Source organism: Wolbachia endosymbiont (group A) of Hedychridium roseum (genome assembly GCF_964028325.1).
In the GTDB taxonomy this organism is placed as follows: Bacteria; Pseudomonadota; Alphaproteobacteria; order Rickettsiales; family Anaplasmataceae; genus Wolbachia.
Genome location: NZ_OZ034755.1, coordinates 30,813 through 49,417, shown reverse-complemented (window position 1 = coordinate 49,417; position 18,605 = coordinate 30,813). Strand labels below are relative to the sequence as shown.

Below are 18,605 nucleotides of genomic sequence, written 5' to 3'. Positions count from 1 at the left end.
ATTCAGGTGATTATATGGAAAAAAAAGTAGAAAAAGAGGTAGAATATTTAGAGAAAAAAGCGTTGGAAGAGCTGAGGAAAATATGGAAGAAGGTATTTGAGGAAGAGGCACCTAGACATTCAAAGAAGTATCTAATACCGAGGTTAGCATATAGAATACAGGAGAAAGCGTATGGAGAAATATCAAGAAAAGGGGCAAAAAGACTAGAATATCTAGCAGATCGGTTAGAGAAGGGAAAAAGAATAAGTAGTGATAAACTGCCAGTAGCAGGAACAGAGCTAATATTAGAGAGAGGGGAAGAGACGCATGCGGTAATGGTAACAGATAAGGGTTTAATCTACAGAGAAGAGTTTTATACGTCATTGTCAGCAGTAGCAGGGAAAATAATGGGAATGAGTTACAACGGACCTTTATTGTTTGGAATGCGTGATAAAAGTGGAAGTTGAGAATGTTAAAAGAGGTAAGATGTGCAATATATACGCGAAAATCAAATGAAGACGGTCTAGAGCAAAAGTTCAACAGCTTGGACGCGCAACGAGTAGCATGTGAAAAGTACATAAAAAGCCGAGAAGGCTGGGTAGTATTGGCAAAAAGATACGATGATGGAGGATATTCAGGAAAAAATTTAGAAAGACCAGCGATAAAGGAGTTGTTTGAAGATGTAAAGGCAGGAGAAGTAGATTGTGTAGTAGTATATACATTAGACAGGCTATCAAGGGAAACAAAAGATAGTATAGAAGTGACATCATTTTTTAGAAGGCACAGAGTAAATTTTGTAGCAGTAACGCAGATATTTGACAATAATACGCCAATGGGAAAGTTCGTACAAACAGTGTTATCAGGGGCAGCACAACTAGAAAGAGAAATGATCGTAGAGAGAGTAAAAAACAAAATAGCAACATCAAAAGAACAAGGATTATGGATGGGAGGAACTTTACCGCTTGGGTATGATGTAAAAGATAAAGAATTAATAATAAATGAGAAAGAAGCAAAGACAGTGAAGCATATATTTGAAAGATATTTGGAGCTGAAGTCAATGGCAGAATTGGCAAGGGAGTTAAACAGAGAAGGATACCGAACAAAGAGATTTGAAGCAAAATCTGATGGAGGAGAAATCTTAAAAAAAGCAACGGTAAGGAGAGTAATAACAAATCCAATATATATGGGAAAAATAAGGCATTATGAGAAACAATATGAAGGAAAGCATGAAGCGATAATAGAAGAAAAAAAATGGCAAAAAGCGCAAGAATTAATAAAGAATCAACCGTATCAAGGGAAAAAATATGAAGAGGCACTACTAAAGGGAATAATCAAGTGCAAGAGCTGTGATGTGAATATGACACTGACGTATGCGAAAAAGGAGAATAAGAGGTATCGATACTATATATGCAATAACCATTTAAGAGGAAAAGATTGTGGATCAGTGAACCGAACAGTAGTAGCGGGAGAAGTAGAAAAAGAAGTGATGAAGAGAGCAGAGCACCTATACAAAAATTGGCAAGAAAAAGCGGAAGAATGGAAAAATTTAAGTTTCAGAGAACAGAAAGAAGCAATGAAAAAATTAATAAAGGGAGTAATGGTGAGAGAAGATGGAATAGGGGTGAGTTCTGAATCAGAGGAAAAATTTATACCAATGAAGAAGAAAGGAAACAAATGTACAGTAGTAGAGCCAGAGGGGAAAACAAACAATGCACTACTGAAAGCAGTGGTAAGAGCCCATCTGTGGAAACGGCAACTAGAAGAGGGAAAATACGAAAGTGTAAAGGAGCTGAGTGCTAAAATTAATATAGGTACAAGACGTATACAGCAAATTTTGAGGTTGAATTATTTAGCTCCAAAAATTAAAGAAGACGTAGTAAATGGCAGGCAGCCAAGGAGTTTGAAGTTAGCTGACTTGAGGGAAATACCGATGCTGTGGAGTGAGCAATTAGAGAAGTTTTACGGCTTAGAATCTTAATTTACAAAAGCAATAGGCAATGGAAAAGACTATGTGCCAGAAAACCAATACTTTAAAACAAAGAATAGGAGGTAAACTAATGTTACAGGAACTGACACTTAATTATGTAATAAAAATAGTGATAATCTTAAACATATGTATGAAACGATTCCAGAACTCCCAAAGTTATTGCGTAAGAGCTAAATGTCCCTGACCGCTCTTCTCCCGCTGAATCATGTGTTGGGTCTGATAAAGGAAATTCTGTAGGTATCAAAAAAGTCAATTCAATCAAACACAAAAGGCTATACCTATAAAAGAATAAGGATCAAGAGAGAAAAATAATTTCTTTAGAAGAATCTCTAAATTATTAACTTAATATCTAAACAGTTATCCCACCACTGCTATCCTTTCTCAACTTGTGCTATTTTAAACTTCCACAGCCGCAGAATCAATACCATTTTTAACTTCAACATTACTAAGCGCTGTATTTGCCTTATACGAACAGTAACATCCTACTGCAAGAAAAGTTAATGCAGCTACAGCGAGTGAAATACACATTGCTAAATGAAACATTGTTAAACTTGCACCAACAGCAAATGTGCCAGATAATACAAAAGAAACGGAGGCATAGATTACTTGCTTTCTACTCTCAGCACTTACTGTTGAGAATCCTTTGTTTTCGTTGTTTAGACCAAGATCTTTTTCTTTGACAAGCAGACTATTTTTTGATAAAAGTTCATCTTTTTCTCTAGTAAGATCATCTATTTTCCCTTGTTGACTCGATTGTTCTTGTCTTAACTCATCTGTTAATTGTAAAACATTTCTCTTTGTATCATCCAGCTCTCTATTCTTTTCTTCAAGCTGAGCTTTTGTCTTTTCAAGATCCTGTTTAGTATTTTTAGGGATGTTTTCAAGGTTATCTCTTGTTTCAGCAAGTCCAGTTATCTGATTATTTAATTTGTTAATTACTTCCTTCTGTTCTGCGAATTGAACTTCTATACTCTTAAGTTCTTTAGTTTTTACCGATAATTCTTTCTGTAGCTTTTCAAGCTCAGTCTCCGTGCTACCAAGTTTCTCAGCTTTATTGTCCAAGCTTTGCTGTATACGGATTAGCTTATCTTTCAGTTGACTTTCTTCTCCAGTAAGTTGAGCCACTCGACTAGTTTCTTCAGTTAGTCTTTTTTGCGTATCATTTAGTTTATGTTCCAAATCTGAAACTTTTTGTTTTACACTACTCAGCTCTTTACTCTTCTCTGCAAGACGAATTTCTGCACTCTCAAGTTTATTAATTTTTTCACTGAATCGTTGCTGTTCACTATTTAGCTTTTCCTCTAATTGACTTACTTGATCATTTGACCTGCTAATCTCTTCTTCCTTTTTTACAAGCAGAGCTTGTGTGCTCTCAAGTTCATTAGTTTTCCCAATCAAGCTTTGCTGTACACCACTCAACTTCTGCTCTAAATGTAAAACTTTTTCATTTTCTTTACGCAATTGAGCTTCTATGTCTTTAAACTCTTCCCGTATTGTTTCTAGTTCTTTCTTTTCACTTTGAAGTTCTTCAAGCTGATCCTTTGTACTATTGAGTATGTCAGTTTTCTTATTTAGTTCTTGCTTTGCACTATTCAGCTCCTGTTCTAACTGTACAACCTTTTGACTTGTGTCATCCAGCTCTTTATTTTTGTTGTCATGTTGTGTTTTTAGATCTTCGATTTGACTCTCTAGCTGTTTAATTTGACTTTTAACTTTATCTAGCTCTTTGTTTTGATCCTCCAGTATTGTATTTTGTGTTCTCAACCCTTGGATTTCATCTTCCAGATTTTTATTTTCTCTTTTAGACTTTTCCAGCTCTTGCTTTGTATTACCTAGCTCTCTCTCTATCTCTTGGAACTCATCTTCTGTCTTATGAAATTCCTTTTCAGATTGAGTAACTTCAGTAGCAATCATCTTACCCCCCTTATAATTATTATTAATGGACTCCTGTATTGAATCCTTTCTTTCGTTTTCTTGCAAAACATTTTTTTCGGTTGCAGAAGTATCTTCATAATTGTTCTTTACACAAGGAAAAATGTCTTCACCTACACGGGGCTCAGTTGTTTCTGAGGAGACATTTTTATCAGCAATGCATAGAGAGTTATCGACATCATTATTTTTTGCACAAGGAGCAACCTTATTTAAACTTGCAAGATATTCAGCTATTTCTTTGTAACCTCTTTGCATAGCAATATTGTAAAGATCATCTACATCATGATTTTTTACATCAAGAACAACATTTTTTTCATCTACAAGATATTTAAACACTTGTAAACTACCATATAATATAGCATTATATAATGGAGTGCTACCATTATTGTTCTTTGCGTCAGGAGCAACACTTTTTTCATCTACAAGATATTTAACTATATCTAAGCAGCCGCTGAGAGTAGCCATATGTAAAGGAGTATCGCCATTATTATTCTTTACATCAGGAGCAACATTTTTTTCGTCCACAAAATATTTAACTATATCTAAGCAGCCGCCCCAAGTAGCCATATGTAAAGGAGTATTACCACAATCATCCTTCAACTTACTATTCAAGCGTTTTTGACCTATAAAATATTTAACTATATCCAAGTAACCATGATAAGCAGCTATATGTAGCAACGTAGTCGTGAGGTTCATTTGATAATTTGATCTGGTAAGTGTTATGTTGAATTTGTGATCTAGTCTATATGCATTATTAGCCCAATCTTTGAATACGCTGTTATTTTGTTTACATAACTCTTTCTTTATTATACTAATTAAATTTTTCCTGCTGGAGTTACTTGGAGCATCTACTTGATTAAAGATTTTTTCCCACCGGTTGGAGCTCATAAATTAGGTAGTTTGAAAACACATACTTTCATTATTACACAACTCATATTAAGAATCAAGAATTTTATATCTTCTCCTCAAAATTAAGAACGGTTAACTTGTTTTACTTAGTGTCATGAAGAATTTAATTATTTACTCTTTCCAAAGTTATAAAAATAGTACATATATTTGTGAGAACGCGTTGCGTAAAAATACGGTTGTGAAAATAAAAGCACAAAGTTGTTGTAACAAAGCTAAGCAAATTAGTTCATATGTAAATGTGGCTGAAGTAATTTAATATAGCTGGTTTTAGAGTATAGTAAAGTTACTATAATAAAAAATTCGTATGGTACGCTTGGTAGACCATGCCATCCCAAAAAAAATAGTTCTCACCGCCCTTGGTTTTTAGTGTTGGAAATGGTTATATTATTTAATTCATTAGCGATATATAATATTAAATTAATAGTAATTCATTTAACAATAAGTATTAAGATAAACTTATAAAAAACAGAATTTAAAATAAACAAAGTGTCATGTATCTCTCATATTAAGAGGCTTTTGTTGAGAGTTATTCAAGTCTAAAAAATTTTTCAAGTTGATGATTGACAAAACTTAGAAATGGGATATTCTACTCGAAATGGTATCAAGTTACTATAGTGTATGTTAGACGTAACAGTTTTCATGTTTTTCCATTTATAGAGGGGTGATTATGCTGCATTCAGATATTCCAAAAGTTTTATTTTCGTCTATTAAAGAGGATGATCCCCATAGAGCATCTAAGCTTTTTCAAATTGAACGCTGGTGCTATGCAAATTGGCGTCTGCACCAAAAAAGTGGCAAGAAAGGACGTAATTTTCTTGCACAGGTATTGTCTAGCGAGGATTGTTGGAAAAAAGTAGACAATTTACACGGAGTTAAGCTTGATAGGCAAATGGTAGGTAAAAAATTGATTGTGCAAAATTCAAATAGTCCTTTTAGTACTGATAAAAGATATGAGATTGCCTGTCGTTATTGCCTGGAAGAAGATATTATTGCTCTATTTGAAGAGAGAAAAAATAAACTATCAGCTCAAGGTAAGAGCAGTCTGTTGGAGTATGGTCACTTAGTTAAGACTCTAGGAGGCAACCTTTTAATAGTTTTTTGGTCACATTTTGTTAGTGGTTACATCTCTAAACTAAATTTAGATGGCTGTCATCCATATGAGTACGGGCTTAAATGTGCTGTGAGTCTTAAGCAAGAGCAGGCAGTGGAATTCTTCTGGAATAAAATAAAATCATTACCTGAAAGTGAGATGAGCGAACAGAAAAAGGATGAAATCTTGATGAAGACAGCAGTATATGTAGCAGGGAACCGTTGTAATAGTTATCCTGAAATATTCGAGTTTTATTTTAGTCAAATAAGTCCTGATAAATATCCAGAACTTCTAAAAAGAGACTTAGCTGAAAATGGTTATTATGGTAGTCTAAACACGCTACAGGGTGCACTTCGCTTTGATCAATTTCAAAGATTGTTTGATTGCTTAAAACCAAGTGATGTTTCAGGAGATTATTATTGTGTTTGGTTAAAGTATATAAGAAAAATAGAAAGCTATTCAAAATCTTGCGTAGATGAAGGAATAAGGCTTTTTATGCATATGTGGACAAAGGAAGGGTTTGATAGCCATCGTGCCTTATTACTAAGTGAAGAAATGAGAAGTAGCCCTGTGTTTCAAGGGAGGTTGTTAGTACCTCTAATTAATAGGGGGTGTGTGGAACCAGCATGGGCAGTATTGAATAAAGCTAGTCCTAATCAAATTAAAGAGTTTATGAGTTCAAGACATGCAAATCACATCTGTTCTATATTAAAAGAAAGAGGAGATGAAGCTTCGTTAAGTAAGTTTTTATCATACGGTAAGTCCACAACTGAAGAGTTTACTAGCTTAACTGAGGTTAAATTAAGCAAAGCATGTGAGCAATTAGGGTTGAGTAATTAAGGTATTATAAGGTAATTCTATAAAGTATATAAAGTAGGTGGTGATTTCTCTTGTTACTACTTTAGCTTCTGTCAAAAAGGCGTTGCATTATAATACAAATGTTATATATCCAAGTTAGTATGCGGGTAAAAATAGCTTGTATTGTTGATATCTCTGATAATAAATAGTGGGTTTGGTATAATGTAATGAAGGGGGCTTTATGTTTAAGACACAATATCTAACAGATCACCTAAAAAAAGAAGGCGTTAATTCAAAGATTACCGAATTATCGGATCAAATACAATATATAGAGCAAGCTAAAGAATTTTATCAACTTAAGCGTTATCGTAGATCTGATGTTGATTCCGAAAGTGGAAGTCAGGTTAAGAGAATCGATGTTCCAGGAGACGGTAGTTGCTTATTTTGGTCTGTTACTATGGCTTACTTAATACCCGTCAGAAACGACGATGCTTTATTTCGACAAAGGTATGAAGTACTATTTGGAAATGATGGAACTGTAACCCAAAATTTAGATCATATTAGAGGTTTGGTTCGGAATTTAGGTGCTGCGAATTATGATGATACATTTGCAAATTTAGTAAGAAACTTATTTCGTAATCGAGTAGTTGATCACATAAGTTCTTATAGAAATGAGTTCAGAGATTTTGTTGAAGGTGATTTTGAGCGTTACTTGGAAAACATGAGGAACCCTGATACTTGGGGAGGTGAACCTGAAATAAGAGCAATGAGTGGAATGCTTAGCGCAACGATTAGTGTTTCTGGTGAGGTTGAAACTCAATATGGTAATGGAAATACTCAAATACAGTTATTTCATGTTGGTGCACCAGGTAAACGAAACCATTATAATTTTGGTCTTGAAAGGAATATTATTGATAATGATAAAGAGCTTGCAAAAGGCTTAAAAAGAGTCATGGGTAAAGTAAGACCACAAGACTTTGAGTTAATACAGTTATTGATAGAGGAAGCAAGTAAAGAAGTTGTTATAAGCCAGCAAGATGAGGATTTTAAATCTTTTGAACCGAGATTTCAGTCATTTGTGGATCAGATTCCATCTTATTTACACTCTGTAGAAAAAGCAGGATTTTTTACACACTTCTTCCTAGGGAGCTTTTCTACTTTGCTAGATACAAAAATTGCAGAAAAGTTAAATATTAAAAAGATTTATTTTAGTTTTGATACTTCAAAAACTTTAAAAGTAGCTATTGTTAAAAATGGTCAAATTGGAAATGCTGAAGATGCTATTAATAATATAGATTTATTTTCCATTTCAGAAGGTAAGCGTGGCCATCAGTTTACTGTTAATGAGTTGGAGAACATATTAAGAAATAATATAGATAGGAGTAAGATTAGAGATCGGGATGTTGAGAATGAGATCCTAAATATTAAGGATGAAATTCAAGATAGAATAAAATCTAGATTAGTACAGATCTATAAAGGAAAGGGTGATATTTTTGTTAATATGGAAGCTAAAGAGATACTTGATTCTGCTACTAGCAAAGAATTTCATGAAATAGAAAAAGGAATATGGAATAATCCAGAAGCTGATATAGCTGAGCTAAATGGCTCTGATGAGGCAATAGTTGAAAGATCTCTTGAGAGAGTTCTTGGAAAGATTAGTGAAGTTCATTCTAAATATGAAAACTCATTAATCTATGATAATAGTGCACGTGAAGCAGCACATCATGGATTTATGGTAGGCGTTTTCATGAATTTCCACTATAGGTATAATCTTAGAGTTTACCCAGAGCAATTTGCATGAAGGGGTTATGCAGATATTATCTTGCTGGCTCGTGGTCCTGATCGTGCATTGGATTCTATTCCCATTATTATTGAATTAAAAGCGGGAGCAGGTTCTAATGCTACTCCAGATAAGGCTTTGCAGCAAGCAGAAAGGTATGCACAAGGTTTCCAACCAAATGTTCAGCGAGTTCTAACTACTGCAGATAACATTTTATATGTTGGTGTCAACCTTGATAATCCGTCTCCTATCTCTGATATTAAAGTATCAAATCGTGGAGAAGAAATAATTCCTCTTTTTCAAGATATGTTAAAATCCTCTGATGATTGGGATACGCAAGAGATTGGTAAAAGAGAATTAAAAGAACAGATAAAAGATAATATGGAACGTATTTATCATACGTTTCCTGGTACATCAGAGAAGGGAGATAATCATTATTTTAGTAGGTTTTTACTAGGGCAATCATTATTATTAAGTGAAGATTCAGGAACAAGTTTAAAAAAGTATATTTTTATCTATGGAGACAATATACCTACTGAAGTGCATCCTAATCTTCGTAGGCTTGGACGTCCGGCAGCTCAAAGAGCCAGAGAAAGACTGTCAGCTAACCTTGATGCAAGCCATGCAGTTGTAACAATGGTGCTCATCCCAGAAAATACAGAGAAGTTGGTTTATGTGATGAATATTGTTGAAGCTAACAGAAAAGATGTTTTGAACGGGCTGAATGAAGTTCTTCCTCTTGATAGATTAAATAGAGAAATAGGGAATAGGGAAATAATCGAATTAAGTCTTAATTTTGATACTAGATACAAGTCAGATTTTAAAAGATATCTTACTATTTGGGCTGAAAAATACAATTCTTTACAAGAGTACAACAACGGAGATAATAGATTTCAAGGTACTTTTAAAGAAGTTACTTATCCTAATGAGTTAAAAGAAACATTTGATAAAGCACTAGATATCCAATCCTTATCAATAAGAGGATATAGTAGATTATTAGAAAAAATTGGAGAAGGAATCTTTCCTTTTAAGAGTCTCGTTAATAAAGAAGCTCATTTCCAGGGAATATTGAATGGAGTGTTTAGTTATTATAGTGACTTAAAATTACAGGAATCACCAGAAACTAGAGCATTAGTTTTAACTGAGTTTCAAACTGGTAGAGGGGAACGTATTGACATGCTAGTTCATGGTATTAAGTTTGTGGCTCAAGGTGGAAATGCTGAGGAGTACACTCCAATAGGGTTAGAACTTAAGGCATCAAGGCAGGGTAAAGGGGCTCAAGCTTTATTGAGGGAAGCAAATGATCAAATAAATGAAGAGTACAAAGAAGGTGTTACCTATAAAACACTTACAGATGGTGATGAGGTAAAATTTATCGGTGTTGTTTTCGATAAAGGATCTAATAATCCGAATAAACTTATTTTAACAAGTAGGACAGCCGAGGAAGGATTTATTCCTGTTGGAGTAGTTCATAGTTCACATCATATGTTGCCTACTGTAGGGCAGTGTTCTAAAAGAAAATCTTCATCGCCGGAGTATCCACCAAGTAAAAAGCCAAGAAGAGAAAGAAGTGTAAGTATGGCCTGCATAGATTCGTTTGATGAAGAAAAGATTACAAAGGAAGAAAAAAAGCAACGTGTTAAAGAGCTATTTGATATTGATAATGCTAAGGATTTAACTAATGAAATTGTAGATATAGGTCGTGAGCAAGTGTTTGATATGATAGGCAATGCTGATAGGACTGATGTATATGTAAAAGTAAAAGATAACAATGGTAATGATAAAAAATTGATAATAGGTGATATTATAGAAATGAAGAATGCAGAAAGATATTTTGTAGATGATTATAGTGATGGTATTGAGATCTTAGTAAAAGTAGTCAGAGATAAGGATCGCGTTATAAAAGAAAAAATAAAAGGACAAAATATTGAGTATTATTTAAGCATCGATGGCTATGAAGTAAAATTCGATGATATAATTAAAAATTTTACTACAGATGCAGAAAGAGAGAAAATTCATAATAAATTACATCAACTATCAAATGATAAGCAGTTGTTAGAGAATAAAAAATACATTGAAGATATAGGTGATGTTCAAACTAATCAAGATTACTCTAATATTGTAGAGGAAATTAAACAGAACTTGCTAGCAAAAGGTGTTAGGGAAGATACTTTTGATACGTTTAAAAATCATTTTGATGATCTTGGTGAAAAAGTTTTTGCAGATTATATTAGTAATGTAGAAAGCAGCCTTCAAGAAAAAGGAATTGCATTTGATCGTGATAAATTTGATTCAGCGAAAATAAAAGGAGCAAAAGGTGGAAAGTTTTTTTCCATGATGGCTATATATGACTTGCTTGATAGTATAAGTGATACAGCAACACTTGGACGACATGATAATAATGCTTTAAAGCAAGTATTTGGTATCAATGGTATACTAGATGCTATGGATGATGTTAGGACAAGCGTAAGTATTTCTCCTAATAGTAAAGTGGGAAAATTGATTAGTAAGGTACCACAGCCTGTACGTCAAACGTTTGTTAAGATTATCAGTAATCCTATAGTTCAAAGTATTACATTTGCAACTATTGCTTATCAATTTGGATATAGTATAAACGAAATAGCTCAAGGTAATCATCATCCACTAAATTATTATTGGACAGCTAGTAGTGGTGTAAAACTAGCAAGCATGAGCATAAGGCCTGTAAGTGCAGGAGTTAGCTTTACAGTGAAAAGTGTAAGTACAACTACTAAGATTTTAAGAGGATTATCTGCTGCAGGCAAAGTTTTGGGTAGGGCAGCAGTAGTTACTATGGTTGCTGATGTATTAATAACAATTGGTGTAGAAATTCATGAGAGAATAGAGTATACAAAAGCAATAGCAGAACAAGTACCTCTATTACCTGGTGGTGAACAAGCGGAAGTATTTTTTGCAGGGGTAATCAAGTTTTTTACAGGAAGAGATGTAGAAAAAGAATATGAAGACACAATTAGAATAAAAGGTTATTTAACTTACGTAAAAGAAGCAGCTATTAAACTGTTAAATGACAATTATGACATAGATGCGGTTGTACAATACGTAATCTCCATTGAAGAGAAATATAGTGAGGTGATTAAAAATATGGGTGCACAGGCTATATGTATTATGCCATCACCGTATGGTCCTGAGTGTGCGACGCAGATGAAGTGGACATGTGATTTAGAAAAAAAATATAAAGATATCTCTTTTGACAAGATCAATATAGCCTCTAGTGTAAAAAGAGATTTGTCTTCTATTGATATCTCTAAGATATTGACTATGACACCTTATACTTTGGTTATGAGTGAAGGTTGGGAAAGGTTTATCTGTGGTATAAAGAATAGTCCTCAATGCTATCAAGAGATTGAAGAAAAGAAAGTTTATGTTGTTAATACGGATGCAAAACATATCCCTCATCTAACAAAATACGAGTATGAAAATCTTGGCTTAAGAATTGTAGATGCACCATTAACAAATCCGATACAAAAATCTCAATGCAGCAAAACAATCAATACAAAGCACAAAGGTGACGATGCGTTCGCTCCATGTAACAGTGGCAAAATTTATAGAAATTGTCAAGAGAGCTTTACTCTCTCAGGAGAACCTTTTATCTTTACTAATCCAACAAGAAAAGAGCATAGTAATACAAAAAAGCAAACATTTCCTAGAGGATCAGTATTATATATTTCAGGACCTAAAACATTAACAGCAGCAGCAAATTATCCAGCAGTAATGCATATTTCAGAGGGTAGTAATATACGTTATGTCGGCTCAAAAAATAATGAAACTATTTTTATTATTAATGACTATATGTCTGGTACTCTTGAAGGTGGACCAGGAAAAGAAAATACTCTAGTAATGAATGTTAAAGCTAATAATATCGCTGCAAATTTGCATAGTGGAACTATACGTTATGGTAATAGTAATAACATAAGATTGGTTAACACATATAACTATGTGTCTAATTCTGACAGCAAGCAAAATATTACTACTCACTGTAAAACAAGATTGATTAATGTAAAAAATGCAGAAGTCTGGGAGAATTCATTTAACTGCACAGACAAAGATTATGAAGTTAGAGTAGTTAACAAAGAAAATGTGCATAACAGGGGATTAAAACAAACAATATTTGTTGTTAATGAAGATAGTGATAATGCTAAGATAGTAAGTGATTTGGGCAGTACAGGAAAAATAAAAGGAAATATTGACATAATAAAGGTTCAAGTTGCTAATATCACACAGTGGGGAATAAGTGAAGATATAGAAAAGGTCGGCTATAGCTTAGATGTTTTAGCTAATAATACACAAAGTATTGTTTCAAGTACTAAAATCAATGATTTTAAAAATCTAGTAATTCAAGTAAATAGCAATGGAATAACAGAGTCTGTTGCAATACAAGATAAGTCTTTGTCTGATACAATAGAAGATATTAGATATCAAGAGCTGAAAAGTTCAGGAAGTGATATTAGTAGAGAGGTAATACAAAATAGTGCAAAAAAGTTAAAAGCATTTATACAAGCAAGTATTCTAGACCAACAATTACTTGATACTTACCAAATTGCAAAAGATATTGTCAATAACAATAATTTTGACATACCAGTATCTCAAGTAGAAGTTATTAAAAACCATATGGGAGTACCTAGTGAAAAAGTGATAATTGCTGGCATGTACTCAGGTCAAGTCATTGTTGATTTTAGCTATAGTAGCTCTGACGTTACAAGTAGTTATCAGAAATACCTTAATGGTGGACGGAACTATGGTTATGATCACTATCTGATGCTGTGTAATTACTATCAGGACATTACAATAGAAGGAGAGAAAGGGCAACACCAGTATATTATCAAACTACCAGATACATTAAATAGCAAAACTTCATTGTCGCCAATAAGGCTCAATTTAAAAATAAAAAACAAAGTGGTGTCTTATCAAAACATACCTTATAGTATCATTGATTTTGCTGAGTTAAGTGTAACAGATGTTGATGGTATAAGCATAGAAGAAGGTAAAAGGGATTATATAAATGAATGTTATGGCAAATCAATCTCTGACCTTACAGAGGGTAGTTTAGAGATACAAGATATTACAATACTTGATAGTAAAGGTACTAAATGGTCTTTATCCATTGGGTTAGTTGATTATTTTAAAAATCCAGAGAATCAACAAATTGTATTACGAATAAACAATGAGCTTTATAAAATCGATAGTACAAACTTAAGGCTTGAGCATCTAGAGATCAATCCTAGCTTTTTCAGATACTATCAACCAGAGGAACAAGGATTACAAATTTATCATAATCAACCTATCGATAAAAATGATATTGGTTTGGTTGATTTTAGAGATAAGTCTATATTGGATTTTGATACCGAGATTACTGATGATAGTTTAGTGTTATCACATAAAAATAATACCTTAGCAAAAGTAGAAAATTGGAATACCTATCAACCAGCAAGAGAAATGGTGTTCGCTTTTAATGATACGATGGTTTCTAATTTGAAATGCATAGTTTCTGCTTGTAATTCGGAAGATATTCTAGAGGACTTTAATAAGGAGAAAGTAACTTTATTAAAGGAGAAAATGTTTGATGCTATAGTGCGAAACAATATTAATGAAGCTAAAGGTTTAATTAGAAAAATTGAAAGTGTGAATACTGAAAGTAAGAATGAATTAACGCCTTTATGTATGGCTATTCAAGGAGGTAGGTTAGATGTAGTAAAAGTTCTTTTTGATAGAAAGGATTTTAGTGTTGAAAATAAGGACGCCCTTCCTCTGCACTTAGCTGCTCAGGAGGGTAAATTAAATATAGCTGAGTTCCTTATCGATAAAGGTTATGATATTAAAGCTGAAGATAAAGATAGTAGAACACCTCTTCGTATAGCTGGTTGCAATGGTAATTTAGATGTGGTCAAATTCTTCCTTAGTAAGGATGCAACAAATATTGAGGATAGAAACAACGATCCATATAAGATGATGGAAAGGGTTAAGGTTTTAAAGAAGGAGATTATTAATCAAGCAGAAACCGTGCCTAACGTAAAAAGATGGGCAGAGTTTTTTGTAGAAAAGTTAAAATATTCAATAAAAAATGTAGTAAAAGAGAAGCTAAAGGATGGTATGTTACATGATCGTTATGGTTCGGTTAATACACTTGCTAATGACATTTATAATTTCGATCAAAGGTTGTTTAATAATACAATTAAGGGAGTGATAAATGACGTATATGGGAAAGTAGATACGAAAAAAATATTAAGTTGTGTAGAAAGCCATAATGATGTTAGTCAGCGTATATTGGGTTATGTGGCTGTATTTAACGCAATGCAAAGAAATAATGATTTAAATAATGATGCAGTATTTAAGTTAGCTTACTATGTCAAAGAAGTAATGGAGATGAAGAACTATTCTGATGTCAATCAAGAAGATAGATCTAACCTTGAGAAACTAAAAGGCAGATTGCCAGAATCAGTGAGAAATGCAGTATTTGCGTCAGAAGTATGCATTAAAAATATTGATCATAATGAATATTTATATGCTGCTAATAGTTGTTTTAATTATGACAGCAATAGAAGAAGAGTATTTACTTGGATTTCAAAGGATGAAAAAAATGATAAGTTTAGGTGGAAGATTAAACCTGATGGTGACAACTTTAATATAGTGAATGCTGAATTTAATGAAAATTTATATGCTGCTAGTGATTATTTCAATTATGACAACGACAGGAGAATGGTATTTACTTGGGTTTCAGGTGGAGGAGTTGCACGAGATGTGTGGATGATTAAACCTGATGGTAACAACTGTTCTATAATGAATGTTAAGCTTAAAGAACATTTATATGCTGCTGATTATGCTAAATATGACAATGATAGGCGTAGAGTATTTACTTGGATTCCAGGAGATCAGGTTCTGCAAGGGATGTGGATAATTGAAGATTGTGGGTCTAATGTAAGAAAAACGAGAAATGCAGATGCTGGTTCTAGTTTAGATATAGTAAGGGTTTCAAGGCAAGCACAATTAGATCATGCATTGTTGAATGTAACAAAAGTTGGCAATATTAGTGAAGTAACAGGCCTTGTTAATCAAGGAGCTAATGTTAATACTGAAGACAGAGATGGTAATACTCCTGCACGCAATGCTGTATTAAAAGGTCACTTTGGTATATTTAAATACCTTGTTGAAAATGGCGTTAGTTTAGAGGGTAAAGATCATCGTTGTGGCCCTTCTATATGTGATGCTTCTTATAGTGGTAATTTGGATATACTAAAGTACCTTATTAGCAAATGTGTTGATATTAATGATACTGATAAAAATGGTTGGACACCGCTACATTTTGCTGCATGGAGAGGCTTCTTAGAAGTTGCTAACTTTTTAATAGAAAAGGGTGCTGATATTAACGCTGAGAACATTTTTGGCAGAAAACCTATACAAATTGCCGCTGAAAACAATAACAAAGACATTATAGATTTTTTTCTCAGCAAAGGAATGAGCATTGATGATACTGGTAGAGATGGTCGGACGTTACTATACTTGGCCTCTCGGAATGGTCACTTGGATTTAGTAAGGTACCTCGTAGATAAGGGGGCTAACGTTTACACTCAAGACAAAGGCGGTAAAACATTGCTGGATATTGCTACTGATCAAAAACACAATAATATTGTAGAGTATTTAAAACGAGTGCAATTAGATAAAGAATTATTGATTGCAGCACAATATGGAAATCTTAGCAAAGTTGAAGATCTTGTAAGTCAAGGAGCTAGCTTAAGTGCTAAGTATAGCGATGGCCGAACTCTTATGCATTGTGCTGCTTATGGGGGCGAGCTAAATGTAGTAAAATATCTTGTGGTAGGTGAAAAAAGTAGTTTAAAAATTAAAGATAATAGTGGTAGAACTCCCCTTCACTATGCTGCTTACAATGGTAAACTAGATATAGTAAAATATTTTATAGACGAAGAAAAAATTGATGTTAATATTAAAGATCATGGTGGCTGGGCGCCTCTATATTATGCTTCTTGTGGTGGTTATTCTAATGTAATAAACTACCTTGGTAAAATACATAATTCAGATTTGATAAGTAACTTACAAGGAAATTCTACGTCTTTAGAAATCCCAAATAGTAATAACATTGAGGTTCAAGACGAACTTGGTAGAACACCCTTACATCTTGCTGCCAAAGCAGGTGATCTGAGCAAAATAAACCTTCTTTGTGATGATTATAATGCTAATATTGAAGCTCAAGACAATTTTGGTTATACACCAATTTTTTTCGCTACTCAATCAGGAAAATTGAATGTAGTGAGTCTTGTTCTTTATTATGGTGCTAATATTAATGCTCAAGATATGTATGGTTCTACGCCTTTACACTATGCTGCTCAAGAAGGTAACTTAGGTATGATTCAGCTTCTTCTTAGTAGATGTGCTAGGATTGAGCTTCTAGATAGGAATGGTTGGACACCTATACTTTTTGCTGCTCGAGAAAGTAAATGGAATGCAGTAGAACTTCTCGTTAGTAAGGGTGCTAAATTTAATAATGAAATAACGTATCAGGGAACACCTTTACATTTTGCTGTTCGAGAGGGTAATTTGGATACGGTTAAATTTCTTATTGATAAAGGTGCTAATATTGAGTCTCAAGACGACTATAATAAAAAACCTTTGCATCTTGCTGTTAGGGTGAACAGATTGGATATAGTAAAATTTCTTCTTGATAAGCACGCTAACATTGAGGCTAGAGACATGGATGGTGATGTACCTTTAGAATTGGCTATTCAAAGTGGTTACAAAGATATAGAGGAAGTCTTAAGGCAAGCACAATTAGATCTAGATAAAGAATTATTGAATGCTGCAAAAAGCGGAGACCTTGATAAAGTTAAAGAATGTATCAAACGGGGTGCTTATATTAATACTAAGAGTAGTAATGGAAGGACTTCTTTACACTGGGCTGCATTTGAAGGTTGCTTACCCGGAGTAGAGTATCTTATAAAGGAAGTTGCTGACATTAATGCTAAGGATAACACTAGTAGGACTCCTCTACACTATGCTGCTAGAAATGGTCATTTAGATGTAGTAAAATACCTTATAGAAGAAGGTGCTGATTTTGAAGTTAAAGACAAGGATGATAAAACACCGTTGGATCTTGCTTCTTGGAAAAAACATAATGATGTTGTAAAATATTTAGAGAAAATCAAAGAAGAAAGAGACAAAACTGTTCAACGCAAACGCCGTCATCACCATGGAGATCATGCTCGTCACCATATGTCAAGAAAACCACTTGCTATAGATTCAAGTAATCAACCTGAAATAGCAACAAGCAGTGCAATAAAACCATCTTCCTGGATAAATGATTTATTTAATTGGGTAAAAGGCTCTGTAGGTGGATTATTAAATTCTAAACCTACATTATCTAAGGAAACATCAAGCACTTCAAGTCCAATCTCACAAGTTGATGCAAAAATGGATGTAAATGGTACAATAATGTTACTTGACGTGCTCGTTAGAAAGGTTACGGGTCAGAAGTATATTTCTACTGTAGATCAGTCTATATCTCCACTAGAAGCACAGGGCTATGCACTCAATATTACAAAGGGATTTGAGAAAGTAGTAGAGCAAGCTGCATTAAAAAGTGGCATATCAATGCACCGGTTAAATATTGATTATATGGGAATGCAGAAAGAGATTACCAGAGAAGTCATGAGTGGTAAATTTAATGAAATTTCAGGGATTTTAAAATCGTATGTAGAGAAAGCATGTCCTGGTGAAGAAGCTGGTAAATTAAGTCCAAAGAAATTTGAAAAGTTTATAGCTAAATTTAATAAGGGTCTGCTAAATCAATCAATAGAGCAGATATTACACAACAGAGATGGTAGATTAGAAGTTGATGGTGCAAAGCAAATGAGTTTAGAGCCTCAAAGTTATTTAAGTAATGCTTCAGTTCACAGCCATTCAGAAGTATCAACTTGTCTTTCTGAGATAGGAGTAACCAAGCTTGGAGGTAATCTCAATAGGTAGGTTATAATATAAGAGGTGGAGCTATAATATGCCAAGTAGTAGAAAATTTAAAGTGAGGGTAGTCAAAATAATTAGGGAACCAGTATCAAGTTTGATGGTCTTAATACTAAAATGGATAA

Annotated in this window: 6 protein-coding genes; 5 read left to right on the top strand and 1 reads right to left on the bottom strand. The window is 33.6% G+C overall.

Annotated elements, in window-relative coordinates:
- Window positions 1–14 precede the first annotated feature (14 nt).
- Window positions 15–446 (top strand): DUF2924 domain-containing protein, encoded by a 432-nt coding sequence (locus ABWU23_RS00190; protein ID WP_265037894.1) that lies wholly within the window; start codon window positions 15–17, stop codon window positions 444–446.
- A 2-nt stretch (window positions 447–448) separates the two neighbouring features.
- The gene (locus tag ABWU23_RS00185) at window positions 449–1,957 is read left to right on the top strand and encodes a recombinase family protein (protein WP_353270583.1); all 1,509 of its coding nucleotides are present in this window, start codon (window positions 449–451) and stop codon (window positions 1,955–1,957) included.
- Window positions 1,958–2,362: 405 nt separating this feature from the next.
- On the opposite strand, the gene ABWU23_RS00180 is transcribed toward ABWU23_RS00185, so the two are convergent.
- Entirely contained in the window at window positions 2,363–4,786 is a 2,424-nt protein-coding gene (locus ABWU23_RS00180; protein ID WP_353270582.1) for an ankyrin repeat domain-containing protein, read from the bottom strand.
- Between the two features lie 688 nt (window positions 4,787–5,474).
- On the opposite strand from ABWU23_RS00180, the gene ABWU23_RS00175 reads away from it, so the two are divergent.
- From ABWU23_RS00175 to ABWU23_RS00165, 3 genes are all read left to right on the top strand, one after another.
- The gene (locus tag ABWU23_RS00175; RefSeq protein WP_353270581.1) at window positions 5,475–6,737 is read left to right on the top strand and encodes a hypothetical protein; all 1,263 of its coding nucleotides are present in this window, start codon (window positions 5,475–5,477) and stop codon (window positions 6,735–6,737) included.
- A gap of 199 nt (window positions 6,738–6,936) precedes the next feature.
- Window positions 6,937–8,496, top strand: a complete 1,560-nt coding sequence (locus ABWU23_RS00170; RefSeq protein WP_353270580.1) for an OTU domain-containing protein — start codon at window positions 6,937–6,939, stop codon at window positions 8,494–8,496.
- Window positions 8,497–8,517: 21 nt separating this feature from the next.
- Window positions 8,518–18,486 carry an ankyrin repeat domain-containing protein gene (locus ABWU23_RS00165; RefSeq protein ID WP_353270579.1) on the top strand — a complete coding sequence of 3,323 codons (9,969 nt, stop codon included), beginning with the start codon at window positions 8,518–8,520 and terminating at the stop codon, window positions 18,484–18,486.
- Window positions 18,487–18,605 lie beyond the last annotated feature (119 nt).